Raw genomic sequence first — 21,719 nt, forward strand, 5'->3', positions numbered from 1 at the left:
AGGCCGTACGTGGTGATCAGGGTGAGCTGGTTGGCGGTCTCCAGCCGGGCGCGCGGGATGAGGTTGGGGACCGCGGCCTCCTTGGCCGGGATCCAGAGCAGGGTGATCGACTCGATCAGGAAGGTGGCGATCGCCGCCCAGGTGACCACCACGCCGCCCCGGACGCCGAGCAGCGCGACCAGCGGGATCGAGGCGAACAGCAGGAAGCGCAGCAGGTCGCAGATGACCATCGTCCAGCGCCTGTCGCACCGGTCGGCGAGCACCCCGGCCACCGGCCCCCGCACCAGCGCCGGGAGCAGCCGGATGGCGATCACGCCACCGAACACCGCCCCCTGGGCGGTGCTGCCGGAGCCCTGCGCGGCGGCGAAGACGGAGGTGGCGAGCAGACCGAGCCAGTCACCGAAGGAGGCTGCGCCGAGGACGATCCAGAGCCGCCGGAACGGCCGGATGCGCAGCACGGACCGGATCGCCGCCGCTCCGGACCGGTCGGTCTGGGCGGCGGCTCCGGCGGGCCCGGACGACGACGCGCCGGACGACTCGCCGTTCTGCTGGCTTTCGATGGCCGTACCTCCACGCGCCGGCCCAACACTGGGCAGTCCCGGTGCAACACTCTAGACCCGGTGGGGGCCTCCCCACCGGCGACATTCTCCTGCTCGCCGAGCCTAGGCCGCTGACGCCACCGTCCGCAGCCCGGTAGGACGTGAGGGTATTTCGCATTGCCGTCCGGACAGTTAGCGTGCATTCGTGGCCATCGACAGCGACACCCTGCGCGAACGCCTCGACAAGGCGACCGCCCACCTCGACCCGCCCTACGCCGTGGTGGACCTCACCGCCTTCGACGCCAACGCCGCCGCACTGGCCGCGCGCAGCGCCGGTAAGCCGGTCCGCGCCGCCAGCAAGTCGATCCGGTCCCGCGACCTGCTCGACCGGGCGCTCGGCCGGGCCGGCTGGGCCGGCGTGATGGCGTTCACCCTGGCCGAGGCGAACTGGCTGGTCAGCTCCGGCGCGACCGGCGACGCGCTCGTGGCGTACCCCACCGCCGACCGGGGGGCGCTCGCCGCCCTGGCCGGTGATCCGCAGCTCGCCGCGGCGGTCACCCTCATGATCGATAGCACCGAGCAGCTCGACCTGATCGACACGGTGTGCGCCCCGGGCCGCCGACCCGAGATCCGGGTCTGCCTCGACCTCGACGCCTCCTGGCGACCCCTGCGCGGCCGGGTGCACGTCGGGGTCCGCCGCTCGCCGGTGCACAGCGCGCGGGCGGCCGGCGCGCTCGCCGCCGCCGTCGCCCGCCGGGCGGGCTTCCGGCTGGTCGGCCTGATGTCGTACGAGGCACAGATCGCCGGGCTCGGGGACGCCCCGCCCGGACAGGCCGCGCTCAGCGCCGCGATCCGGATCGCCCAGCGCGGGTCGTACCGGGAACTGCTGGCCCGACGGGGTGCGGCGGTCGCCGCCGTCCGCGAACACGCCGACCTGGAATTCGTCAACGGCGGTGGCACCGGCAGCGTGGCCGCCACCAGCGCCGACCCCTCGGTCACCGAGGTCACCGCCGGCTCGGGGCTGTACGGCCCGACGCTGTTCGACGCCTACCGCGCCTGGCGGCCGACCCCGGCGGCGTTCTTCGCCTGCTCGGTGGTCCGCCGCCCGACGCCGGAGATCGCCACCGTGCTCGGCGGCGGTTGGATCGCCTCCGGACCGGCGGCGACGAGCCGGCTGCCGCGGCCGTGGCTGCCGGCCGGGCTGGAACTCGTCGGCACCGAGGGCGCGGGCGAGGTGCAGACCCCGCTCACCGGCGCCGCCGCAGCCGCCCTGCGGATCGGCGACCGGGTGTGGTTCCGGCACGCCAAGGCCGGCGAACTCTGCGAACGGGTCAACGACCTGCACCTGGTCGACGGGGACAGCGTGGTCGCCACGGTGCCCACCTACCGGGGTGAGGGCCACGCCTTCCTCTGATCCGCCCCTCGCGGTGCCGGTCCCGGGCCGGCCGTCGACGGCACGGGAACCGGCTGCGGCCGGCCCCGGGGCGGCTTCGCGGGCCGGCCGGGGCGGTCGGTCAGGGCCGGTCGGTCAGGACTGGGCGGCGGGTTCGGTCGGGGCCTCGACGTGCCGGTGCAGGTACTCCCGGATGAGCGCCTTGGCCTCGGCGAGGACCCGTTCGTCGCCCTCCTGCTTGCGGCGGAACGCCAGCTTGATCAGGGCGTCGGCGGCCTCGACGGCGATCTCCAGGCAGAACCGCAGCCGCGGCTCGTCGACCATGCCGAACCGCTCGGTGAGCACCCGGGCCAACTGGTCGGCGATCACCCCGTTGTTGTCCCGCTGCTCGTCGAGCAGGTGCAGGTCGACGACGTCACCGAAGTGCAGGGTCCGGAAGCCCGGGACCGTCCGGTGCATCGAGATGTACTCGTCGATACCCGCGTCGACGCCGTCCCACCAGTGGGTCAGGTCGTCGGAGGCGAAGCGCTCGTCGAGCCGCTGGAGGTAGGACTCCATCGTGCGCAGCGTCAACGCCTGGACTATCGCCCGCTTGTCCGGGAAGAACTGGTAGACCGACCCGATCGCCACCTCGGCCCGCTCGGCGAGCAACGTGGTGGTCAACCCCTCGTACCCCACCTCGTCGACGAGCTCGGCACAGGCGTCCAACATCCGTTGGACGCGCGCGACACTTCGACCCTGCACCGGAACGCGGCGCAGCGGCCCGGTCGTGGCGGCTGGTGTGGACACTCGACGCCACCCCCCTTCGACGGAAGAACATATCCACATGTCACGAGGCCGTGACTACCGGTACAACGAGCGGACCTCGATTGCGGTATTTACCAGGCACAACGTTCCTGATATGAAGGCAGTTCACGTTCATGTCGAGGAGCGCCGATGGCCGGTACCACCACCGCTTGGTCCAACTGGGCGGGCAACCAACGCAGCGTCGCCACCGCCATCCTGCGCCCTACCACCGTCGAGGACACAGCCGAGGCGGTCCTGGACGCGGCGGGCGCGGGCGAGCGGATCAGGGTGGTCGGCAGCGGTCACTCGTTCACCCCCATCGCCCTGACCGACGGCCGGCGGATGGAATTGTCCGCCCTCGACTCCGGCGTCCGGGTCGACCGGGACGCCCGGCTGGTCACCGTGCCCGCCGGGACGACCCTGCGGGCGCTCAACGCGCGGCTCGCCGGGCACGGCCTGGCCATGCCCAACCTGGGCGACATCGACGCGCAGACCATCGCCGGGGCGATCTCCACCGGCACCCACGGCACCGGTGCCGCGTACGGCTGCCTGTCCACCTTCGTCGAGGCGCTCACCCTGGTCACCGGCACCGGCGAGGTGCTGCACTGCTCGGCCGAGGAACACCCGGACATCTTCGCCGCCGCCCGGGTCGGCCTGGGGGCGCTCGGCGTGCTCGTCGAGGTCACCCTGCGCTGCGTCGACGCGTTCACCCTACGCGCACACGAACGCCCCGCCCCGCTCGACGAGGTGCTGGGCGACCTGTCCGGTCTCATCGGCCGGCACGACCACGTCGAGTTCTACTGGTTCCCGTACACCGACCGGGTGCAGCTCAAGACCAACGACCGGGTGCCCGCCGACGACCGGCCGCTGCCCCGCTGGCGGGGCTGGCTGGACGACGAACTCCTCGCCAACACCGTCTTCGCCGGGGCCTGCCGGCTGGGTCGGGCCGTCCCGACGCTGGTGCCCACGATCAGCGCGGTCTCCGCCCGCGCGCTCACCGAACGCACCTACACCGGCCGCTCCGACACGGTCTTCTGCACCCCGCGCCGGGTCCGTTTCGTGGAGATGGAGTACGGCATCCCGCGCGCCGCCCTGCCGCAGGCGCTTGCGGAACTGCGCCGCCTCGTCGACCGGCTGCCCTTCAAGGTGCTCTTCCCCGTCGAGGTGCGGTTCACCGCCGCCGACGACATCTGGCTGTCCCACGGCTACGGCCGCGACTCCGCCTACCTCGCCGTCCACCAGTACGTCGGCATGCCCTACGAGCCGTACTTCCGGGCCTTCGAGGAGGTCGCAGCGGGGCTGGGCGGCCGACCCCACTGGGGCAAGCTGCACTATCGGGACGCGGCCTCCCTGGCGACCGTGTACCCGAAGTTCGCCGACTTCCAGGATCTGCGGGCCCGCCTCGACCCCGGCCGGGTCCTCACCAACCCCCACCTCGACCACATCCTCGGCCCCTGACCCGCCCTCACGACGATCTTGGAGAGAAACGGCCCCTGCGGGGGCACTTTCCCTCCAAGATCTGGTGGACGCACGGGGCGGGGTCGGTCAGCCGGGCCAGCCGGCCGTGCGCAGGGCGGCACGGAGTTGGGCGACGACCTCGTCGGGGCGGGCCCGCAACGCCCAGGCCGGAAAGCGGAGCACCCGGTCTCCCTCGATCCAGAGAGAGTTCTGCCGTCGCATGTCCGCCCAGGCGTGGGCCGGGTCGAGATGCTGTCCTCCGTCTATCTCCACGTGCACCCGCCACTGGGCGAAGTACGCGTCGAGGTAGCGGCGTCGGCCGGCCGGGTCGTACCGGACCTGTTGCCGGGTCGGAGCCGGCAGGCCGGCCCGGCGGGTCAGGTCGAGGAAGTCCAGCTCACCGAGTGAGTGGGAGCCGCCTGCGGCATCGGTGACGATCGCGGTCACCAGTGCCCGGCGGCGCAGGCACGGCAGCCGGGCCAGCACCTCGTGTACCTCCCCGCCCGTCACCAGGCGCTGCTGGAAGGCCGCCGCGACGATGGCGCGCGCCTCGTCGTCACCTGCCGCCCACTGGGCCGCGTCGACGACCGACCGCGCCGGCCTGGTACGGGGAGGCTGCCCGACGGTGAGCACGTCCTGCGGGGGTAGAAGGGTGGTCCGGTGCACGCGTACCCCCGGCGGCAGCACGTCGCGGCGGGACGATGCGGGGAGCAACAGGTCGACCGGGCGGGCCCGGAAACCGCGCAGACCGCCGGCCTGGGCCGCGCTGAGGCCACCCAGCACGGCGTGCGGCCCGGCAGCCAGCACGGCGATCCAACGGAACTGTCCGGCGTCTACGGGACCGTTGTGCGTCACGAACACCGCCCGGTGGACCTGCCGCCACCGTCCCGCCTCCACCCGGTGCCGGATCGCCTTGCGGGACAGGTACCGGGATGCCTGGGCCAGGCTGATCACGTCCTCCTGTCGGAAGCGCAGCCAGGTCAACTCGTCCGCGTCGTCGGCGGGAAGCGCCCGCCGGAGCCCCGCACCCGCCCGTACCCGTGGACCGGACCCCGTACCCCTTCGAACCGTCACCCCCGCACACTGCCCACCAGCACCCGTCACGCGCAGCCCCTGTGGACAACGGGTGGATCTTGGAGAGAATCGGCCCCCGGAGGGGCCGTTTGCCTCCAAGATCCACCGCGTCGGCGAGCGACCGGGGTGGCTGGGGGACGGGTGGGTTACTCGGCGGCGGTGGTGGCCTTGCGGGGGGCGGCCTTCCTGGCCGGGGTCTTCTTCGCCGTCGTGGTCGTGGCGGTGGTCGTCTTCTTGGCGGCCGTGGACTTCGCGGCGGCGGTCTTCTTCGCCGTCGTCGCCTTGGTCGCCGTGGCCTTCTTGGCCGCCGCCTTCTTGGCGGGGGCCTTCTTCGCCGCCGCCTTCTTCGGGGCCGGGCCCTTCGCCCGCTTCTCGGCCAGCATCTCCGACGCCTGCTCGATGGTCAGCTCCTCCGGGGTCTGCCCGCGCCGCAGCGACGCGTTGAACTCCCCGTCGGTGACGTACGGCCCGAACCGGCCGGCCTTGATCACCTGTGGCTTCTCGGTCCGCGGGTCGCCGCCCATCTCGCGCCGGGGGGGCGCGGCGGCCCGACGCTGGCGGGTCTTCGGGGCGGCCAGCAGGGCCAGCGCCTCGTCGAGGGTGACGGTGAACATCTTGTCTTCCGAGTCCAGCGAGCGGAACTCGTCACCGCGCTTGACGTACGGGCCGTAGCGGCCGTTGTTGGCGACGACCTCCGCGCCGTCCGGGGCGACCCCGATCACCCGGGGCAGGCTGAGCAGCTTCAACGCCTCGTCGAGGGTGAGCGAGTCCGGGGTCTGCGTGCGCAGCAGCGACGACTTGCGCTCGCCGCTGGCGACGTACGGGCCGAACCGGCCGGACTTGAGCACGATCGGCTCCCCGGTGGCCGGGTCGTCGCCGAGCTTGCGTTCGCCGCCCCCGCCGAGGAACAGCTCGTGCACCTTCTCCGGGGTCAACTCGTCGGGGGCCAACCCCTCCGGGATCGGCGCCCGGTCGCCCTGGCTGCCGCCCTCCTCGCCGTCGGCCTTCGGTGCCGGCTGCTCGCCGGGCAGGGCCCGCTGGAGGTACGGCCCGAACCGACCGACCCGGACGACGACCTCGCGCCCCTCGTCGTCGGTGTGCAGCGGGATCGAGTTGACGCTACGCGCGTCGATCTCGCTGAGGTTCTCGGTGACCAGCTTCTTCAACCCGCCCGCGTGGGCGATGGCCTGGTCCCCGGTGCCGTTGCTGCTGCCGAAGTAGAACGCGGTGAGGAAGTCGACGGCGGCGTGGTCGCCCCCGGCGATCTCGTCCAGCTCGTTCTCCATGCTGGCGGTGAAGTCGTAGTCGATCAGGCGCGGGTAGTGCCGTTCCATCAGCCCGATCACCGCGAACGCCAGGAACGTCGGGATCATCGCCTGGCCGCGCTTGGTGACGTAGCCCCGGTCCTGGATCGTCTGCATGATCGACGCGTACGTCGACGGGCGGCCGATGCCCAGCTCCTCCAGTGCCTTGACCAGCGACGCCTCGGTGTAGCGCGACGGCGGCTGGGTGTGGTGGCCCTGCGCGGCCAGCTCGTCGGCGGTCAACGGCTGGTCCTTGACCAGGGTGGGCAGCCGACGCTCGGCGTCCTCGGCCTCGGCGTTCTCGTCGTCGCTGGACTCGACGTACGCCCGCAGGAAGCCCGGGTCGGTGATGGTCTTGCCGGTGGCGCCGAAGTCCGCCTCCTCCTGCGCGGCGGAGACCGCCCGGATGCGCACCGAGACGCTGGAGCCGACCGCGTCGGTCATCTGCGAGGCGATGGTCCGCCGCCAGATCAGCTCGTAGAGCTTGAACTCCTCGCCGGACAGCTCCTTGGCCACGTCGCCGGGGGTGCGGAAGTTGTCCCCCGCCGGGCGGATCGCCTCGTGCGCCTCCTGGGCGTTCTTCACCTTGCCGGTGTAGCGGCGCGGCTCCGGCGGCACGCTGCGCTCGCCGTACAGCTCGACGATCTGCCGGCGGGCCGCCGCGATGGCGGTCTCCGACAGGTTCACCGAGTCGGTACGCATGTAGGTGATGTAGCCGTTCTCGTAGAGCCGCTGCGCGGTGCGCATCGTCTGCTGCGACGAGAACCGCATCTTGCGGGCCGCCTCCTGCTGGAGGGTCGAGGTGATGAACGGCGCGTACGGGCGACGGCGGTAGGGCTTCTCCTCGACCCGGGTGACGGTGAACGGCCGCCCGTCGAGGCGGGCCGCCAGGCCCCGCGCCCCGCTCTCGTCGAGGTGCACCACGCCCGCGCCGGGCCGCACCCGGCCGGTGGTCGGCTCGAAGTCCTTGCCGGTGGCGATCCGGTCACCGTTGAGCGCGACCAGGGTGGCGTTGAAGGTACGCGGGCCCTCGCCCGGGTTGGCCACCGCGAGGGTGGCGAGGATGTCCCAGTACTCCGCGGTGCGGAAGGCCATCCGCTGGCGCTCCCGCTCGACCACGATCCGGGTCGCCACGGACTGCACCCGGCCCGCCGAGAGCCTCGGCATGACCTTCTTCCACAGCACCGGGGAGACCTCGTAGCCGTAGAGCCGGTCGAGGATGCGCCGGGCCTCCTGGGCGTCGACCAGGTCGCGGTCGATTTCGCGGGGGTTCGCCACCGCCGCCTGGATGGCCGGCTTGGTGATCTCGTGGAAGACCATCCGCTTGACCGGCACCTTGGGCTTGAGGGTCTCCACCAGGTGCCAGGCGATCGCCTCGCCCTCGCGGTCCTCGTCCGTGGCCAGGAAGATCTCGTCGACCTCCTTGGCCAGCTTCACCAGCTTGCTGATCTGCTGCTTACGGTCGGCCGAGACCACGTAGAGGGCGTGGAAGCCGTTGTCGACGTCCACCCCCAGCCGGGCCCACGACTCACCCTTGTACTTGGCCGGCACGTCGGCGGCGTTGCGGGGCAGGTCCCGGACGTGGCCGAAGCTGGCCTCCACGACGTACCCCGGGCCGAGGTAGCCCGAGATCGTCTTGGCCTTCGCCGGTGACTCGACGATGACCAGACGGGTGGTTCCAGCTCTGCTCGGCACGTCTCTCCCCGACCTCGCTCCTGCTCCAGGCCCGTTTCGGGCCGTGTTGCGCCCGCCGGACCACCGTCGGTCCGGATGTCCAACGTAACGCGCCGCCCCGGTTCCGGGTCCCGGGGGCGGCAAACAGCGTCCGCGCGGCGGCACCGCCGGCGCCGCGCGGCCTCAGTGACCGGACGGCGCCACCGTACACCGTGGGTAGGCCCCGAAGTGGGCCACGGTGACGACGCCGGCCCTCCGACCTGGGCGAACCCAGGTGTTCACAGAGTGAGACGACTAGCATACTCTCCGCGATACCGTCCATGATCGGACGCCCGGCCGGTCTCGGCTGATCGACTCCAGTGGGCCGAAGTGGCGGCATCCGGTCGCTCCGATACCGCAACAGCCCCCGTAGAGCCGATCACCACCCGGCCCCCGGGCGGCCGGCGGGCCCGGGCGGGCGGTCACGGCCAGAGGTCGGCGGGGGCGGCCGGCGGGCGGTCGCCGACCAGTTCGGCCAGCCGGGCCAGCCGCCGCCCACCGATCCGGTACGCCGGGCCGCCCGCCTCCACCTCCAGCAGCGCCGCCGGCAGGCCCACCACCGCGAGCGCCGCCCGCACCACCGGCCACCACGGCTCGTCGCGCCGGTCGAGGCGCAGCAGCAGCCCGGCGTCGTCGGCCGCCCCGGCGGCGGCCAGCCACAGCCGCAGCCGCCGACCGTGCAGGTGGAACCGGGGCGGCGGCCGCTTCACCCCACCGGCCAGCCAGGCCGTCGCCAACGGCGCCAGCGTGGTCAGGTACGGGGTCCGCACGACGTAACGCTGCTCCCCGGTCGACTCCCAGCCCGCCGCGAGCCCCCGCCGGGCCAACTCGTCGACGAGCACGTGCACCCGCCAGGCCGCGTCCACCCCGACGGACAACCGGGCGGTACGGCCCATCCGGTGCACCTCCCCCGGGCCGGCGAGCAGCCCGGCCAGGTCGGCGACGGACGGATCGGCCGCCTCGGTGCCGAACAGCGACAGCTGACGCCCCGGTTCCCCGGGCGGGTCGGCACGCCTCAGCGACACTCCGGAACCTCGTCGAAGGCCTGCTTGAGTTCTGTCGAGTTGAGCCGCCCGGTGTCCAGCGCGCTCGCGTCGTACTCCCGGTTGAGCGTGTCCACCGCGGCCTGGACGCCGTCGTAGAAGGCGGCGGCCCGCGTGGTGTCCAGGGCGTCGATGGTGTCCCCGGCGCGGCCGTAGGCGTCCCTGATCTTCGCCAGGGAGGTGCGGAACCCCTTCGACACCTCGTCGCCGTGGTCCGTCTCCGGGATGCCCGCGTCGGCGATCCGGCGGCGGGCCGTCTCGCTCGCCTGTTCGGCGCCGCCGAAGAGCCGCACCAGGTTCTCCTTCGCCTGCGCCGGGGTGGTCTGCGCGGTCATCTGCTGGTGGGTGCTGCTGGTGAGCTTGCTGATCTCGGCCCGCCACGGGGTGAGCGCCTCGCAGACCGACGCCGCCCAGACCCGGGGGCTGGGCCCGCCACCGCACCCGGCCACGACGAGTACGACCGTGACGAGGACCGCCGTGAGCTTCCCGGCGTCACCCGCCCGACACGTACGCATGCGTTGCAGCGTACGGCCTCCGGGCGATTGCGCCAGCGGTCAGGTTTCGGGTGCACCGCCCGACGCGGCGGGCCCCCGTGGGACCGGGGACCCGCCGCGTCGTGACTCAGGCGTTGGCGGCTTCGACCCGCTTCGGGTCGTTGCCCGTGCCGGTGCCGCCACCGTCCGGGGTGGAGTCCATGGCGACGCCCTTGCGCTTGCTGAACACCACCGCCGCGACCACGATCAGGGTGGCGACCACCGCGACCGTCAGGCGCAGCGGGGTGTTCCGGTCGTCGCCGACGCTCCAGGCCACCACGGCCGGCGCGATCAGCAGCGAGACCAGGTTCATCACCTTGAGCAGCGGGTTGATCGCCGGGCCGGCGGTGTCCTTGAACGGGTCGCCGACGGTGTCGCCGATGACCGTCGCCGAGTGCGACTCGGAGCCCTTGCCGCCGTAGGAACCGTCCTCGACGAGCTTCTTGGCGTTGTCCCACGCGCCACCGGAGTTGGACAGGAAGACCGCCATCAGGGTGCCCGCCCCGATCGCCCCGGCCAGGTAGGAGGCCAGCGCGCCGGGACCGAGGCCGAAGCCGACCGCGATCGGGGCGAGGATGGCCAGCAGGCCGGGGGTCATCAGCTCGCGCTGCGCGTCCCGGGTGCAGATGTCGACGACCTTGCCGTACTCGGGGCGCTGGGTGCGGTCCATGATGCCGGGCAGCTCACGGAACTGCCGGCGGACCTCCATCACCACCGCGCCGGCCGAGCGGGACACCGCGTTGATGGCCAGCCCGGAGAAGAGGAAGACCACCGCCGCGCCGATGATCAGACCGACCAGGTTGCGCGGGTTGGCGACGTTGAGCGCGTTGAGGATCTCGCTGCCGACGTCCCCGACGCCCGCGTCGGAGTACGCGGTGCGCAGCGTGTCGGTGTACGAGCCGAACAGCGCGGTGGCCGCGAGCACGGCGGTGGCGATCGCGATGCCCTTGGTGATCGCCTTGGTGGTGTTGCCGACCGCGTCCAGTTCGGTGAGGATCCGCGCGCCGTTCTCGTCGATGTCGCCGGACATCTCGGCCACGCCCTGCGCGTTGTCGGAGATCGGGCCGAAGGTGTCCATCGCGACGATCACGCCGACGGTGGTGAGCAGGCCGGTGCCGGCCAGCGCGACCGCGAACAGCGACAGGGTGATGGAGCTGCCGCCGAGCAGGAACGCGCCGAAGACCCCGGCGCCGATCAGCAGCGCCGAGTAGACCGCCGACTCCAGGCCGACGCTGATGCCGGCGAGGATGACGGTGGCCGGGCCGGTCTGCGAGCTCTTGCCGATGTCCTGCACCGGACGCCTGTTGGTCTCGGTGAAGTAGCCGGTCAGCGCCTGGATGGCGGCGGCCAGCACGATGCCGATGACGACCGCGCCGATGGCGACCACGCGGGGGTTCTGGTCGACGCCGGTGAGCCCGCCCTCCAGCTCGCCGAAGCTGGCCGGCAGGTAGAGGAAGGCGGCGACCGCGACCAGCACCGCGGAGAGCACGGCGGAGAGGTAGAAGGCCCGGTTGATGGCGGTCAGGCCGTTGCGGTCGGAGGGACGCAGCCGGGTGATGAAGACCCCGACGATGGCGATCAGGACCCCGATGGTGGAGATGATCAGCGGGAAGACCAGACCGTCCTCGCCGAACGCGGCGCGGCCGAGGATCAGCGCGGCGACCAGCGTCACCGCGTACGACTCGAAGAGGTCGGCGGCCATACCCGCGCAGTCGCCGACGTTGTCGCCCACGTTGTCGGCGATGGTGGCGGCGTTGCGCGGGTCGTCCTCGGGGATGCCCTGCTCGACCTTGCCGACCAGGTCGGCGCCGACGTCGGCGGCCTTGGTGAAGATGCCGCCGCCGACCCGCATGAACATGGCGAGCAGGGCGGCACCGAAGCCGAAGCCCTCCAGCACGGTCGGTGCGTCGCCCTTGAACAGCATGACCACGAGCGCCGCGCCGAACAGGCCGAGGCCGACGGTGAGGAAGCCGACCACGCCGCCGGTCCGGAAGGCGATCTTCATGGCGGCCTCCCGGCCGCCGGCCGCCTCCCGGGCCGCGGCGGCGACCCGCAGGTTGGCGCGGGTGGCCAGCCACATCCCGGCACCGCCGATGAACGCGCTGAACAGGGCGCCGACCACGAAGAACGCGGACCGGCCGATCTTCACCGCCAGTTCGCTGCCGTCGGTGTCGTGCACCGGCAGCAGGAAGAGCAGCACGACGGCGACGACCACGAAGATCGCCAACGTCCTGAACTGCCGGAGCAGATAGGCGGAGGCGCCCTCCTGCACCGCGCCGGAGATCTCCTGCATGTTGGTGGTGCCCTTACCGGCTGCCAGCACGGCCTTGGTCAAGGCGGCGGCGAAGACGAGTGCCACCAGCGCGATGACCGCGGCGATGACGACGTACGTCACGTTCTCTCCGGTGAGGGACAGCGCGCCGCCTTCGGCGGCCAAGGTCCCGGACATCTATGTCCTCCTGTACCGAACACTGTCGCGCCGGCCAGTGGACGTATGGCCGACGCCTGGATGCGGTGGCGCACGTGCTCCGAACCCGCCGCCACGGAAGATGATCAACATCCATATCCGCTGGCTGCGGGAACGATCACGTACTGACAACTCACAGACTGTAGCCCTGCCCAGTGTTGGAGGTCACACCTGGGGGACGCCGTGTTCGGATGATCTCTGTAACTGTGTTATGAGGAAAAATCTGATATAGGAGGCCATCAACACTGCGAGGCCGCGACCCACCAAGGGTCACGACCTCGCATACGTACAGTGACAATCAGCGACCGACCGGCCACACCATCCGGACCTCGGTCCCGATGCCCTCGGCCACCGGCCGCACCTGGAGGTCCTCCACGAAACCGGCGAGCAGCGCGAAGCCCACCCCGGTGGTCAGCGCCTCGTCGGTCAACGCCTCGTTGGCCAACTCGTCGGCGTTCAACGCGGCCAGACCCAGCCCCGCCTCGATCGGCGCCCGGTCCACCACCCGCACCGAATACGCTCCGGAGTCGGACATCTCCACGAGCACCGGGTCGGCCAACCCGTACTGGTGGTGCAGGGCGACCGCCCGGGTGCACGCCTCACCGATCGCCAGACGTACCTCGTCGAGCAGATCCTCCCGGACCCCGGCCCGACGGGCCACCGCCACACCGACCAGGCGGGCGGTGCGCACGTGCACCGGCGCCGGCGAGAAGGAGAGCCGGACCGTCGCCATCACGCGCCGGGGACGGTGGGGTCGGCGGCGATCGCCGCGTCCACCGTCGGGTGCAGGGGGAAGACCTGGTCCAGGGCGGTGATCCGGAAGATCTTCAGCAGCGGCTCCTTGTCGCAGACCAGGGCGAACGACCCCCCGGCCGACCGCAGCCGCTTCAGGGCACCGACCAGCACACCCAGGCCCGTGGAGTCGAGGAAGTCCACCCGCCCCAGGTCGACGACCACCCGCCGGGCACCGCCGTCGATCAACTCCAGGAGCCGTTCGCGCAGTCGGGGTGCGGTGTAGACGTCCACCTCACCGCCGACCTCGAGCACCGTGTGTTCCCCCACGGTGCGGGTCGCCAGCGACAGCTCCATCAGTCCTCCTCCGAGAGCCGTAAACTCTCCTGGGCATCTAACCATCCCCGCCGGACGGCCTGACGAGGTCACCGGCGGCGACTCCTCCATACCCACCGGCCCGGTTGTTCAGCACCGAACACCAGTGCGAGAGTGCAGGACGTGAACCCCGCAGCCACCGCCACCGCAGGCCCCGGCACCGGGCGAGGCCCGGCCGAGCTGCTGCACCGGCTGCGCACCCGCCACCCGGTCGACCCGGTCACCCACGTCGAGCGGGTGCCGGCCCGCGCCGGGCAGCAGGCGCCGTGGCCGCAGTGGGCCCCCGAGGAGCTACGGGCGGCGTTCGCCCGACGCGGCGTCACCGCCCCCTGGCGGCACCAGGCCGAGGCCGCCGAGCTGGCGTACGCCGGGCAGCACGTCGTGGTGGCCACCGGCACCGCGTCCGGCAAGTCCCTGGCGTACCAGCTCCCGACGCTGGCCACGCTGCTGGCCGATCCCCGGGCCACGGTGCTCTACCTGGCCCCCACCAAGGCCCTCGCCGCCGACCAGCTCCGCGCCGTCGCCGGCCTCGACCTCGACGGGGTACGCCCCGCCACCTACGACGGGGACACCCCGCGCACCGAACGGGAGTGGATCCGCCGGCACTCCCGGTTCGCGCTGACCAACCCGGACATGCTGCACCACGGCCTGCTACCCGGACACACCCACTGGTCGGGGTTCCTGCGCCGGCTGACGTACGTGGTCGTCGACGAGTGCCACACCTACCGGGGCGTGTTCGGCTCGCACGTGGCGCACGTGCTGCGCCGGCTGCGCCGCCGGTGCGCGCAGTTCGGCCGTACCCCCGTGTTCCTGCTCGCGTCGGCGACGTCGGGTGACCCGGCGGCGACCGCCGGACGGCTCACCGGCGTGCCCGTCACCGCCGTCACCGAGGACACCTCGCCGCGCGGCGGGGTCACCTTCGCGCTCTGGGAACCGCCGCTGCTGCCGCCGCCCGCCGACGTCGGAGCCATCGCCGGCGTCGGAGCCGCCCCCGACGACCTGACCCAGGTCCGCCGGTCGGCGCTGCGGGAGACCGCCGACCTGCTCGCCGACACCGTCGCCGAGGGGGTACGCACGCTCGCCTTCGTCCGGTCCCGGCGTGGCGCGGAGGTGGTCGCCGCGAACGCCCGCCGGGCGCTGGACGAGGCGGTGCCCGGCCTCGGCGAGCGGGTCGCCGCCTACCGGGCCGGGTACCTGAAGGAGGAACGCCGGAAACTGGAGCGGGCCCTGCTCCACGGCGACCTGCTCGGGCTGGCCTCCACCAACGCGCTGGAACTCGGCGTCGACCTGGTCGGGCTGGACGCGGTGCTGATCTGCGGCTGGCCGGGCACCCGGGCGTCGCTGTGGCAGCAGGCCGGCCGGGCCGGGCGCTCCGGGGACGAGGCACTCGCCGTGCTGGTGGCCCGGGACGATCCGCTCGACACCTACCTGGTGCACCATCCGGAGGCGCTGTTCGGCCGCCCGGTCGAGGCGACGGTGCTCGACCCGGCCAACCCGTACGTGCTCACCCCGCAGCTCGCCTGCGCCGCCGCCGAGTCCCCGCTCACCCCGGCCGACCTGGAACTGTTCGGTGACGGGGCGAAGGAGGCCGTCGACGAGCTGGTGCAGGCCGGTGACCTGCGGCAGCGGCCCACCGGCTGGTACTGGCGGCACCGGGAACGTCCCGAGATCGACCTGCGCGGCCAGGGCGGGGCACCGATCTGCGTGGTGGAGGCGTCCACGGGGCGGCTGCTCGGCACCGTCGACGGCGGCTCGGCGCACTTCCTCGTCCACCCGGGGGCGGTCTACCTGCACCAGGGCGTCTCGTACGTGGTCGACGCGTTGGACCTCGACGACGGGTGCGCGCTGGTGCACGCCGAGGAGCCGGACTGGTCCACCCACGCCCGGGACGTCACCTCGCTCTCGGTGGTGTCGGTCCGCTCGTACCGGGACGCCGGCCCGGTCGGGCTCTTCCTCGGCGAGGTGGACGTCACCAGTCAGGTGGTCTCCTACCAGCGTCGCCGGATCGCCTCCGGCGAGGTGATCGACACCCGCCCGCTGGACCTGCCGGCCCGGGAGCTGCGGACCGTCGCGGTCTGGTTCACGCTCTCCCCGCAGTCGTTGACGGCGGCCGGGGTCGAGCCGGCGGACGTGCCGGGGGCGTTGCACGCCGCCGAGCACGCCGCGATCGGGCTGCTGCCGCTGATGGCCACCTGCGACCGGTGGGACATCGGCGGGCTGTCCACCGCCCTGCATCCGGACACCGAGGCACCCACCGTGTTCGTCTACGACGGCCATCCCGGCGGGGCCGGCTTCGCCGAGCGGGCCTACCGGACGGCGGCGGCCTGGCTGGGTGCCACCCGGGACGCCGTCGTCGAGTGCGGCTGCGAGTCGGGCTGCCCGTCCTGCGTCCAGTCCCCGAAGTGCGGCAACGGCAACAACCCGCTGTCCAAGTCGGGCGCGGTCCGGGTCCTCGACGTGGTCCTGGCCAACCTGTCCGCCACCACCGCGCCCGCCCAGCCCGGCCCCGCCGACCGCTAGCGGAGACCCGGCCGGCGGTCTCACTGCGTGGGGCGGGCCGCCATTGACTCCCGGGATCGTGCTTGAGCGGAACGACATCTGGGCATTGATGCATGGGAGCGCTTCCATCGATAATCGGAAGTGCCCCTCACCGCCGACCCTGCCGTTCATGCCGACCCGGAGGAGAAGCCGTGGCCGACACCATCGCCGAGACCGTCGACCTGCTCTACACGATCGACCAGGACAATCTCACCCCCGACCAGTTGATCGCGCTGGGTGCCGCCCTGGCCGGCCTGGCCCAGGCGGAACGCCTGGACCAGATCAACGAGCGGCTGCGGGGAATCCACCAGGTGCTCAACACCTGGGCGCTCAAGGCGACCGCCGACGGACGCTGACGCGGGCGCTCTGCTCGTGGGGCGGCCGCCCGGCGACGCCGGGCGCCGACGGGGGTGGCCGACTGGCAACAGCGGGCGCTGGTCGTGGGGTTGTGCGAGACTCCGGCGCACCCTTCGGAGGAGTTCTCATGCAGTTGGACAGTTTGCAGGCACAGCACCAGTTCCACGTCCGGCAGCGGATCCGGATGATGGTCAACCAGTACGAGGTCCGGGCGGTGGCGGCGGACGGCACCGAGGGCGAGTTGCTGGCGTTCGCGCAGCAGAAGCGGCTCGCCTTCAAGGAGCAGGTCACGATCTACTCCGACGACTCCAAGCAGCACCCGCTGCTCGGTTTCAAGGCCCGTCAGCGGCTCGACCTCGGTGCCACGTACGACGTGACCGATCACGCCGGCACACCGATCGGGCTGTTCCGCAAGGACTTCGCCCAGTCGCTGCTCCGCTCGACCTGGCACGTCGAGCAGGCCGGCCTGCCGCCGATGACCGGCCAGGAGCGCAGCATGCCGGTGGCCCTGCTCCGCCGGTTCGTCGACTCGCTGTCCTGGCTGCCGTACCACTTCGACTTCACCGCCGGTGGTCAGCCGGTGTTCTCGGTGATCAAGAAGTGGGGGCTGCGGGACCGTTACGTCGTCGAGGTGCCGCACCCGCAGATCGACAGGCGACTGGTGATCGCCATGGCCATCGGTCTGGACGCGCTCCAGGGCCGCTGAGCCACCCGCCGCCCGGTTGCGGGTCGGGCCGGTCCATCCTGCTCCCAGGTTGGCCGGCCCGACCTGCTTCGGGGCGGGGACGGTCAACCTTGTTCCGGGGCGGGCCGGCACGCCTTGTTGCGGGGCGGGCCGGCACGATCCGACCGGCCTCAGCACCGGACCGCGCTCAGACCAATCAACCACGGACCGGTCAGCCCCGGACCGGGCCGGCGCGGGCGGTGGTGGTGGCGTACCGCCGCAGCCCTGGCAGCGGGGTGACCGCCACCTCGACCGTCACCACCACATCGAGCCCGTCCGCCCGGCAGGTGACCAGCCGGGCGGCATTGGCGCGGACGAACTCGTCGGCGGTCGCACAGGCCACCCCGGCACCCTGCGGCGCAACGCCGGCCCCCGCGAGGGCACCGAAGTCGGCAGCGACCCGGGCCTGGTGCCGCGCCAGCCGGGCCGCGCCGATCGCCGCCCCGAACAGCCCGACCAGGACGAAGACCAGGCCGATGGCGAGCACCAGCACGGTGGCCCCACCCCGGTCGGCGACGCCACCGGGCCTCTCCCCTCCGGGACCCGGCACCCCGACTCGGCGAGTAGCGCGCTGGGGCCGGCAGTCGCGGCTCACGGGCCGGTTCCCCACTCGCCCGCCCCAGGTCCACCCTCATCCGGGACGGGCATATCCGGGGTTCGCGCGTCCAGGACTGGTACGGCCGGTTCCCCTACGCCAGGTTGCGGCATTCCGGGCTGGGGTGCGCCAGGTCTCGGCGTGCCCGGCTGGGGTGCCTCCGGTTGCGGTGGGCCCGGCTCCGGCGTGGGCAGTTCCCACATGACCGGCTGTGGTGCACCGGGCTGTGGTGCACCGGGTTCGACGGCGGCGACCGTGCCTGCCTCGACGGTGAGTCGGGGCAGCCGGGCACCGAGCGCGCGGACCGGGGCGCGGACCGTCGCGGTGACCCGCCCCTCGCGCACCACGATCGACACGTCCGCCGCCTCCGGTGCGATCCGGGTGCCCGCGCCGGTCCCGTCCTCGCCCCGGGAGGCAGCGAGCGCCGCCTCCCGGGCCGCATCCAGGCAGGCCGCCTTCGTGGTGACCGCGTCGACGGCGGTGATTCCGGCGAACAGGAGCAGGAGCAGCGCCGGCAGACCGGTCGCCAGTTCGGCGGTGAACGAGCCCCGGTCCCGACCGGCCGGCCGGCGCGGTCTCACTTCAACGCCCGGTCGATGACCGCCGTCAGTGCAGCCTGCACGTTGCCCGAGGTGAGCACCTTGAGCAGGATGCCCGCGAAGGCGACGGCGGCGAGGGTGCCCACGGCGTACTCGGCGGTGTTCATCCCCGCGTCCCCACGCAGCCGGCTGAGGAGTTTGCGCATCGTTCGTTCCTTTCTCGATGTTGGGTCACAGCACATCGCCGAGGACGGCGACGATCACCGGCACCAGGCCGGCGAGAATGAAGGCCGGCAGGAAGCACAGGCCCAGCGGCAACACGATCAGCACGCCGGCCCGCCGGGCGGACGCTTCCGCCGCCGTGGAGCGGTCGGCCCGGAGATCGTCGGCGACGCGACCGAGGGCACCGGCCAACGCCGCCCCGCTGCGGGACGAGCGCAGTGCGGCGGCCACCATCCGGTCCGCCCCGGGCACCGGTGCCAGGTGGGCCCACGCCTCCGACGGCTCGCCGCCGAGCAGCAGCGTCCGCCCGATCCGAGCGAGGCGGGCGGCCAGTGGGCCGTCCAACGCGTCGGCCACCGCGAGCACCGACCGGTCCACCGGGGCGCCGGCCCGCATCGCCGCCGCCAGCAGGTCAGCGGCGAGCGGCAGGTCAGCGGCCTCCCGAAACCGGCGCTTCCGCACTGCGGGCGGGGTGATCCGTCGCAGTAACCGGTCCGCCACCGGGGCGGTCACCGTGCCGCCCAGCACACCGGGCCAACCGCCTACCAGCAGCAGGACCGCCACACCCGCCAGGGCGGCCCCGAGCCGTATCCGGTCCGGCCACCAGCCCGGCCGGCTCCGGTCGGCACGCCGCCCGGTCAGGCCGTTCCACCGCCGGCCGGCCCGGTTGCCGCGCACCGCGACCAGTAACGCGGCCAGGACCAGGCAACCGGCCGACAGGTGATTCGGAGACATCACCCGCCTCCACCGGGGACGGTGCCCAGCCGCTCGGCCCAGAGCAACCCGCCGGCCTGCAGACCCATCGCGACGAGGGCACAGCCGGCCCCGACCGGGGTGTGCAGCAGCACCGCCAGCGGATCGACGCCGATGCCGTAGCCGAGGGCGATGCCGCCGAGCGGAAGCGCGGCCAGCAGCAGCGCGGTGGCGTTGGCCCCTGCCGCCTGGGCGGCGGCACCGGCCAGGCCCCGGTCGAACGCCCGCGCGTCGGCCTCGACGCGTTCGAGGAGTTCGGCCAGGGGCGCTCCGGTCCGGTCGGCGAGCCGGACCGCCGACCGGGTCAGCCGGGCGAGCCGGTCCGTCCCGGCCGGGTCGTCGTCCGGACCCGCCGCCCCGGGTTCCGGGCTCGGCGCGGCTTCACGGGGAACGGGCAGGCCGGCCCGCAGGTCGGCGGCGAGTGCCCCGAGCCGGTCCAGGTGGCGGCGACGTTCCCGGCCGACCTGCCCGGCGAGCCGCCGCCGGTGCACGGCACGTGCCCCGAGCATCCCGTAGCCGGCCAGGAGGAACGCGGCGACCGGCCCGGCGGCGAGGCCACCCGTACCGGCACCGACGAGACCGGCCAACAGCAGGACCCTCCTCGGCGGGCCGGACACCAGCCGGGTCAGCAGCCGTCGACCGGATGCGGGCCGGTGGGGGTCGACAGGCTCCGCCACAGGGTGTCGCGGTGCGGGGAGCACGCTGCGGCGGCGGCGTCGGCTGCTGCGTACCGGCCAGGCGACCACCAGGGCCGCGCCGGTCAGTAGTGCCGCGACCAGCCACAACGGCGACGTCATGCCCGCCCCGTCGCATCGGGTCGGGGTGCCCGCAGCAGGGGTGGCACCGGCACTCCCCGGTCGTGGAGCAGGATCGCGAGACCGGGCCCGGCCGGACCGACGCCCTGCCCGCGTACCCAGGCGGGCACCACCGTCACCAGCCGGTCGGGGCCGTCGGCCAGCAGCAGGCAGATCGACTCCAGCAGCCGGCCGTCAGCGCCCCGACGTACCTGGACCAGCACCTGGAGCGCGGCGGTGACCTGTGCGTGCAGTGCCGCCCGGGGGAGTCCACCGAGCAACCCGAGCGCCTCCAGCCGGGCCGGCACGTCGGCCGGGGTGTTGGCGTGCAGGGTCCCCGCCCCTCCATCGTGGCCGGTGTTGAGCGCGGCCAGCAGGTCGACCACCTCGGCACCCCGGCACTCGCCGACGACCAGCCGGTCGGGACGCATCCGCAGTGCCTGCCGGACCAGCTCGCTCAACCCGATCACGCCCGCGCCCTCCACGTTGGCCGTCCGGGCCTGGAGACCGACCACGTGCGGGTGCACCGGGTGCAGTTCGGCGGCGTCCTCGACCAGCACGATGCGTTCCGTCGTCGGCACCAGGCCGAGCATCGTGTTGAGCAGGGTGGTCTTGCCCGATCCGGTGCCGCCGGTGACCAGGTAGGCCAGTCGGGCGGCCACCACCGCGGCGAGGACCGGTGCGACCTGCTGCGGCACGGTGCCCTGCCGGACCAGTTCGTCGAGGGTGAACGGCCGGTGCCGGAAGGTGCGCAGCGACAAGTAGGGCCCGTCGGTCGCCACCGGCGGCAGCACGGCGTGCAGCCGGGTGCCGTCGGGCAGTCGGGCGTCCGCGCAGGGCGAGCCGTCGTCGAGCCGACGCCCGGCCGCAGCGGTGAGCCGTTGGGCCAGCCGGCGTACGTCGTCGACCGTGCCGAGCGGCACCGCCACCTGGTGCAGCCCGGCACCCCGGTCGACCCAGACCCGGAGCCCGTTCACGAGCACGTCGGTGACGTCTGGATCGGCGAGCAGCGGGGCGAGTGGCCCGGCACCCACCAGGTCGTCGTGCACCCGGTCGGCGATCCGCAGCACGGCGGTGTCACCGAGGACGGCGGCGGACGGTTCGGCGCGTACGGCGGAGACGATCGCTGCCGGGGTGACAGGTGTGGTCGTGTCGGCCATTCGCTGCCGGACCCGGGCGGCGAACTCCTCGGGTCGCCCGGTCACGCCGCACCCGGCACGGGCAGTCCGGTCAGGTCGGTGACCAGTTGACGGCAGAGCGCGGCGAGCGGTCCCCGACCGGCGGCGGCCGGTGCCTCGCCGCGTTCCAGCCCCCGGCACAGGGCCGGCTCGGGGCGCAGCGTGCCGGCCAGCGGCAGCCCGAGGGCACGGGCCACCTCGGCCGCCCGCAGCCGGCCGGGGGCGGGACCCCGGACGATCACCCCCAGGGCGGCGCAGTGCGGAGCCGTCGCCGCGACCACCCGGGCTGCCGCGGCGGTCGCCCGCAGTTCGGCCGGCACCACCACGTACGTCTGGTCGGCGGCCTGGAGGGCGAGCACGGCCGCGTCGTCGAGCTGGCGCGGCAGGTCGACGACGACGAAGTCCCGACCCCGGCGGGCGGCGTCGAGGGTGGCGGCCATCGCCGGGGCGGGTAGGGCCAGCGGCTCGCCCCGGTCCCAGGAGAGGACGACCAGGTCGCCCCGGTGCGGCAGGGCACGGACCAGGGCCGGCGGGTCGACCCGACCGTCGGCGTCGGTGAGCGACGGCCAGCGCAGTCCGTCCAGGTCCTCCCAGCCGAGCAC

20 protein-coding genes and 1 pseudogene are annotated in these 21,719 nt (G+C 73.3%); 5 read left to right on the forward strand and 16 right to left on the reverse strand.

Going from position 1 to position 21,719, the window contains the following annotated elements; all coding sequences use genetic code 11:
* Positions 1-467 (reverse strand): MFS transporter (locus ACOJTC_RS01905; protein WP_420115510.1); only part of this gene is annotated, 467 nt, incomplete at its 3' end.
* A gap of 277 nt (positions 468-744) precedes the next feature.
* Here ACOJTC_RS01905 and ACOJTC_RS01910 point away from each other — a divergent pair.
* Positions 745-1,953 (forward strand): amino acid deaminase/aldolase, encoded by a 1,209-nt coding sequence (locus ACOJTC_RS01910; RefSeq protein WP_420115498.1) that lies wholly within the window; start codon positions 745-747, stop codon positions 1,951-1,953.
* A 114-nt stretch (positions 1,954-2,067) separates the two neighbouring features.
* Here ACOJTC_RS01910 and ACOJTC_RS01915 read toward each other — a convergent pair whose 3' ends face one another.
* Positions 2,068-2,643: a TetR family transcriptional regulator gene (locus tag ACOJTC_RS01915; protein ID WP_420115499.1), complete on the reverse strand. Its 576-nt coding sequence runs from the start codon at positions 2,641-2,643 to the stop codon at positions 2,068-2,070.
* Positions 2,644-2,868: 225 nt separating this feature from the next.
* Here ACOJTC_RS01915 and ACOJTC_RS01920 point away from each other — a divergent pair, with 225 nt between their 5' ends.
* Positions 2,869-4,176 carry a D-arabinono-1,4-lactone oxidase gene (locus ACOJTC_RS01920; protein WP_420115500.1) on the forward strand — a complete coding sequence of 436 codons (1,308 nt, stop codon included), beginning with the start codon at positions 2,869-2,871 and terminating at the stop codon, positions 4,174-4,176.
* Between the two features lie 87 nt (positions 4,177-4,263).
* On the opposite strand, the gene ACOJTC_RS01925 is transcribed toward ACOJTC_RS01920, so the two are convergent.
* The 7 genes from ACOJTC_RS01925 to ACOJTC_RS01955 form a co-directional block, all read right to left on the reverse strand.
* Complete coding sequence (locus tag ACOJTC_RS01925; protein ID WP_420115501.1) at positions 4,264-5,250, reverse strand: DUF559 domain-containing protein; 987 nt, start codon at positions 5,248-5,250, stop codon at positions 4,264-4,266.
* Between the two features lie 146 nt (positions 5,251-5,396).
* A complete protein-coding gene (gene topA, locus ACOJTC_RS01930; protein WP_420115502.1) occupies positions 5,397-8,249 on the reverse strand; it encodes a type I DNA topoisomerase in 2,853 nt (950 codons plus the stop codon).
* Between the two features lie 440 nt (positions 8,250-8,689).
* Positions 8,690-9,292 carry a hypothetical protein gene (locus tag ACOJTC_RS01935; RefSeq protein ID WP_372444598.1) on the reverse strand — a complete coding sequence of 201 codons (603 nt, stop codon included), beginning with the start codon at positions 9,290-9,292 and terminating at the stop codon, positions 8,690-8,692.
* On the reverse strand, positions 9,283-9,825 hold the full coding sequence (locus ACOJTC_RS01940) for a hypothetical protein (protein WP_420115503.1): 543 nt from the start codon (positions 9,823-9,825) through the stop codon (positions 9,283-9,285). Before ACOJTC_RS01940 ends, ACOJTC_RS01935 begins: the two co-directional genes overlap by 10 nt.
* A 106-nt stretch (positions 9,826-9,931) precedes the next feature.
* Positions 9,932-12,292, reverse strand: coding sequence for a sodium-translocating pyrophosphatase (locus ACOJTC_RS01945; protein WP_420115504.1), 2,361 nt, complete (start codon positions 12,290-12,292; stop codon positions 9,932-9,934).
* 316 nt (positions 12,293-12,608) lie between these two features.
* Positions 12,609-13,043, reverse strand: coding sequence for an ATP-binding protein (locus ACOJTC_RS01950; RefSeq protein ID WP_204925977.1), 435 nt, complete (start codon positions 13,041-13,043; stop codon positions 12,609-12,611).
* Positions 13,043-13,399: an STAS domain-containing protein gene (locus ACOJTC_RS01955; RefSeq protein ID WP_204925803.1), complete on the reverse strand. Its 357-nt coding sequence runs from the start codon at positions 13,397-13,399 to the stop codon at positions 13,043-13,045. Before ACOJTC_RS01955 ends, ACOJTC_RS01950 begins: the two co-directional genes overlap by 1 nt.
* A gap of 132 nt (positions 13,400-13,531) precedes the next feature.
* On the opposite strand from ACOJTC_RS01955, the gene ACOJTC_RS01960 reads away from it, so the two are divergent.
* The 3 genes from ACOJTC_RS01960 to ACOJTC_RS01970 all read left to right on the forward strand — a co-directional run bounded on the left by ACOJTC_RS01960 (position 13,532) and on the right by ACOJTC_RS01970 (position 17,018).
* Positions 13,532-15,937, forward strand: coding sequence for a DEAD/DEAH box helicase (locus ACOJTC_RS01960; RefSeq protein ID WP_420115505.1), 2,406 nt, complete (start codon positions 13,532-13,534; stop codon positions 15,935-15,937).
* Between the two features lie 170 nt (positions 15,938-16,107).
* Positions 16,108-16,311: a hypothetical protein gene (locus tag ACOJTC_RS01965; RefSeq protein ID WP_204925801.1), complete on the forward strand. Its 204-nt coding sequence runs from the start codon at positions 16,108-16,110 to the stop codon at positions 16,309-16,311.
* Between the two features lie 128 nt (positions 16,312-16,439).
* Positions 16,440-17,018: a hypothetical protein gene (locus ACOJTC_RS01970; protein ID WP_088643463.1), complete on the forward strand. Its 579-nt coding sequence runs from the start codon at positions 16,440-16,442 to the stop codon at positions 17,016-17,018.
* 190 nt (positions 17,019-17,208) lie between these two features.
* On the opposite strand, the gene ACOJTC_RS01975 is transcribed toward ACOJTC_RS01970, so the two are convergent.
* The 7 genes and pseudogenes from ACOJTC_RS01975 to ssd all read right to left on the reverse strand — a co-directional run.
* Positions 17,209-17,646 (reverse strand): Rv3654c family TadE-like protein, encoded by a 438-nt coding sequence (locus ACOJTC_RS01975; RefSeq protein WP_420115506.1) that lies wholly within the window; start codon positions 17,644-17,646, stop codon positions 17,209-17,211.
* A 221-nt stretch (positions 17,647-17,867) separates the two neighbouring features.
* Positions 17,868-18,212: pseudogene (locus ACOJTC_RS01980) on the reverse strand (TadE family type IV pilus minor pilin); the annotation flags it as partial.
* On the reverse strand, positions 18,209-18,376 hold the full coding sequence (locus ACOJTC_RS01985; protein ID WP_204925799.1) for a DUF4244 domain-containing protein: 168 nt from the start codon (positions 18,374-18,376) through the stop codon (positions 18,209-18,211). The pseudogene ACOJTC_RS01980 and the gene ACOJTC_RS01985, both read right to left, overlap by 4 nt.
* Before the next feature lie 25 nt (positions 18,377-18,401).
* Positions 18,402-19,127 carry a type II secretion system F family protein gene (locus ACOJTC_RS01990; protein WP_204925798.1) on the reverse strand — a complete coding sequence of 242 codons (726 nt, stop codon included), beginning with the start codon at positions 19,125-19,127 and terminating at the stop codon, positions 18,402-18,404.
* Entirely contained in the window at positions 19,127-19,942 is an 816-nt protein-coding gene (locus tag ACOJTC_RS01995; RefSeq protein ID WP_420115507.1) for a hypothetical protein, read from the reverse strand. The genes ACOJTC_RS01990 and ACOJTC_RS01995 overlap by 1 nt, the downstream gene beginning before the upstream one ends.
* Positions 19,939-21,144 (reverse strand): TadA family conjugal transfer-associated ATPase, encoded by a 1,206-nt coding sequence (locus tag ACOJTC_RS02000; RefSeq protein WP_420115508.1) that lies wholly within the window; start codon positions 21,142-21,144, stop codon positions 19,939-19,941. Before ACOJTC_RS02000 ends, ACOJTC_RS01995 begins: the two co-directional genes overlap by 4 nt.
* On the reverse strand, positions 21,141-21,719 hold a 579-nt coding region (gene ssd / locus ACOJTC_RS02005; protein WP_420115509.1), incomplete at its 5' end, for a septum site-determining protein Ssd. The genes ssd and ACOJTC_RS02000, both read right to left, overlap by 4 nt.

This window comes from Micromonospora sp. (assembly GCF_048594385.1).
In the GTDB taxonomy this organism is placed as follows: domain Bacteria; phylum Actinomycetota; class Actinomycetes; order Mycobacteriales; family Micromonosporaceae; genus Micromonospora; species Micromonospora wenchangensis.

Excerpts from the sequence above, each read along its gene's own strand:
- ACOJTC_RS01940 (WP_420115503.1), bottom strand. The coding sequence starts at position 9,825 with ATGCGTACGTGTCGGGCGGGTGACGCCGGGAAGCTCACGGCGGTCCTC.
- ACOJTC_RS01915 (WP_420115499.1), bottom strand. The coding sequence starts at position 2,643 with ATGTTGGACGCCTGTGCCGAGCTCGTCGACGAGGTGGGGTACGAGGGG.
- ACOJTC_RS01950 (WP_204925977.1), bottom strand. The coding sequence starts at position 13,043 with ATGGCGACGGTCCGGCTCTCCTTCTCGCCGGCGCCGGTGCACGTGCGC.
- ACOJTC_RS01970 (WP_088643463.1), top strand. The coding sequence starts at position 16,440 with ATGCAGTTGGACAGTTTGCAGGCACAGCACCAGTTCCACGTCCGGCAG.
- ACOJTC_RS01945 (WP_420115504.1), bottom strand. The coding sequence starts at position 12,292 with ATGTCCGGGACCTTGGCCGCCGAAGGCGGCGCGCTGTCCCTCACCGGA.
- ACOJTC_RS01995 (WP_420115507.1), bottom strand. The coding sequence starts at position 19,942 with ATGACGTCGCCGTTGTGGCTGGTCGCGGCACTACTGACCGGCGCGGCC.
- ACOJTC_RS01990 (WP_204925798.1), bottom strand. The coding sequence starts at position 19,127 with ATGTCTCCGAATCACCTGTCGGCCGGTTGCCTGGTCCTGGCCGCGTTA.
- ACOJTC_RS01985 (WP_204925799.1), bottom strand. The coding sequence starts at position 18,376 with ATGCGCAAACTCCTCAGCCGGCTGCGTGGGGACGCGGGGATGAACACC.
- ACOJTC_RS01955 (WP_204925803.1), bottom strand. The coding sequence starts at position 13,399 with ATGGAGCTGTCGCTGGCGACCCGCACCGTGGGGGAACACACGGTGCTC.
- ACOJTC_RS01920 (WP_420115500.1), top strand. The coding sequence starts at position 2,869 with ATGGCCGGTACCACCACCGCTTGGTCCAACTGGGCGGGCAACCAACGC.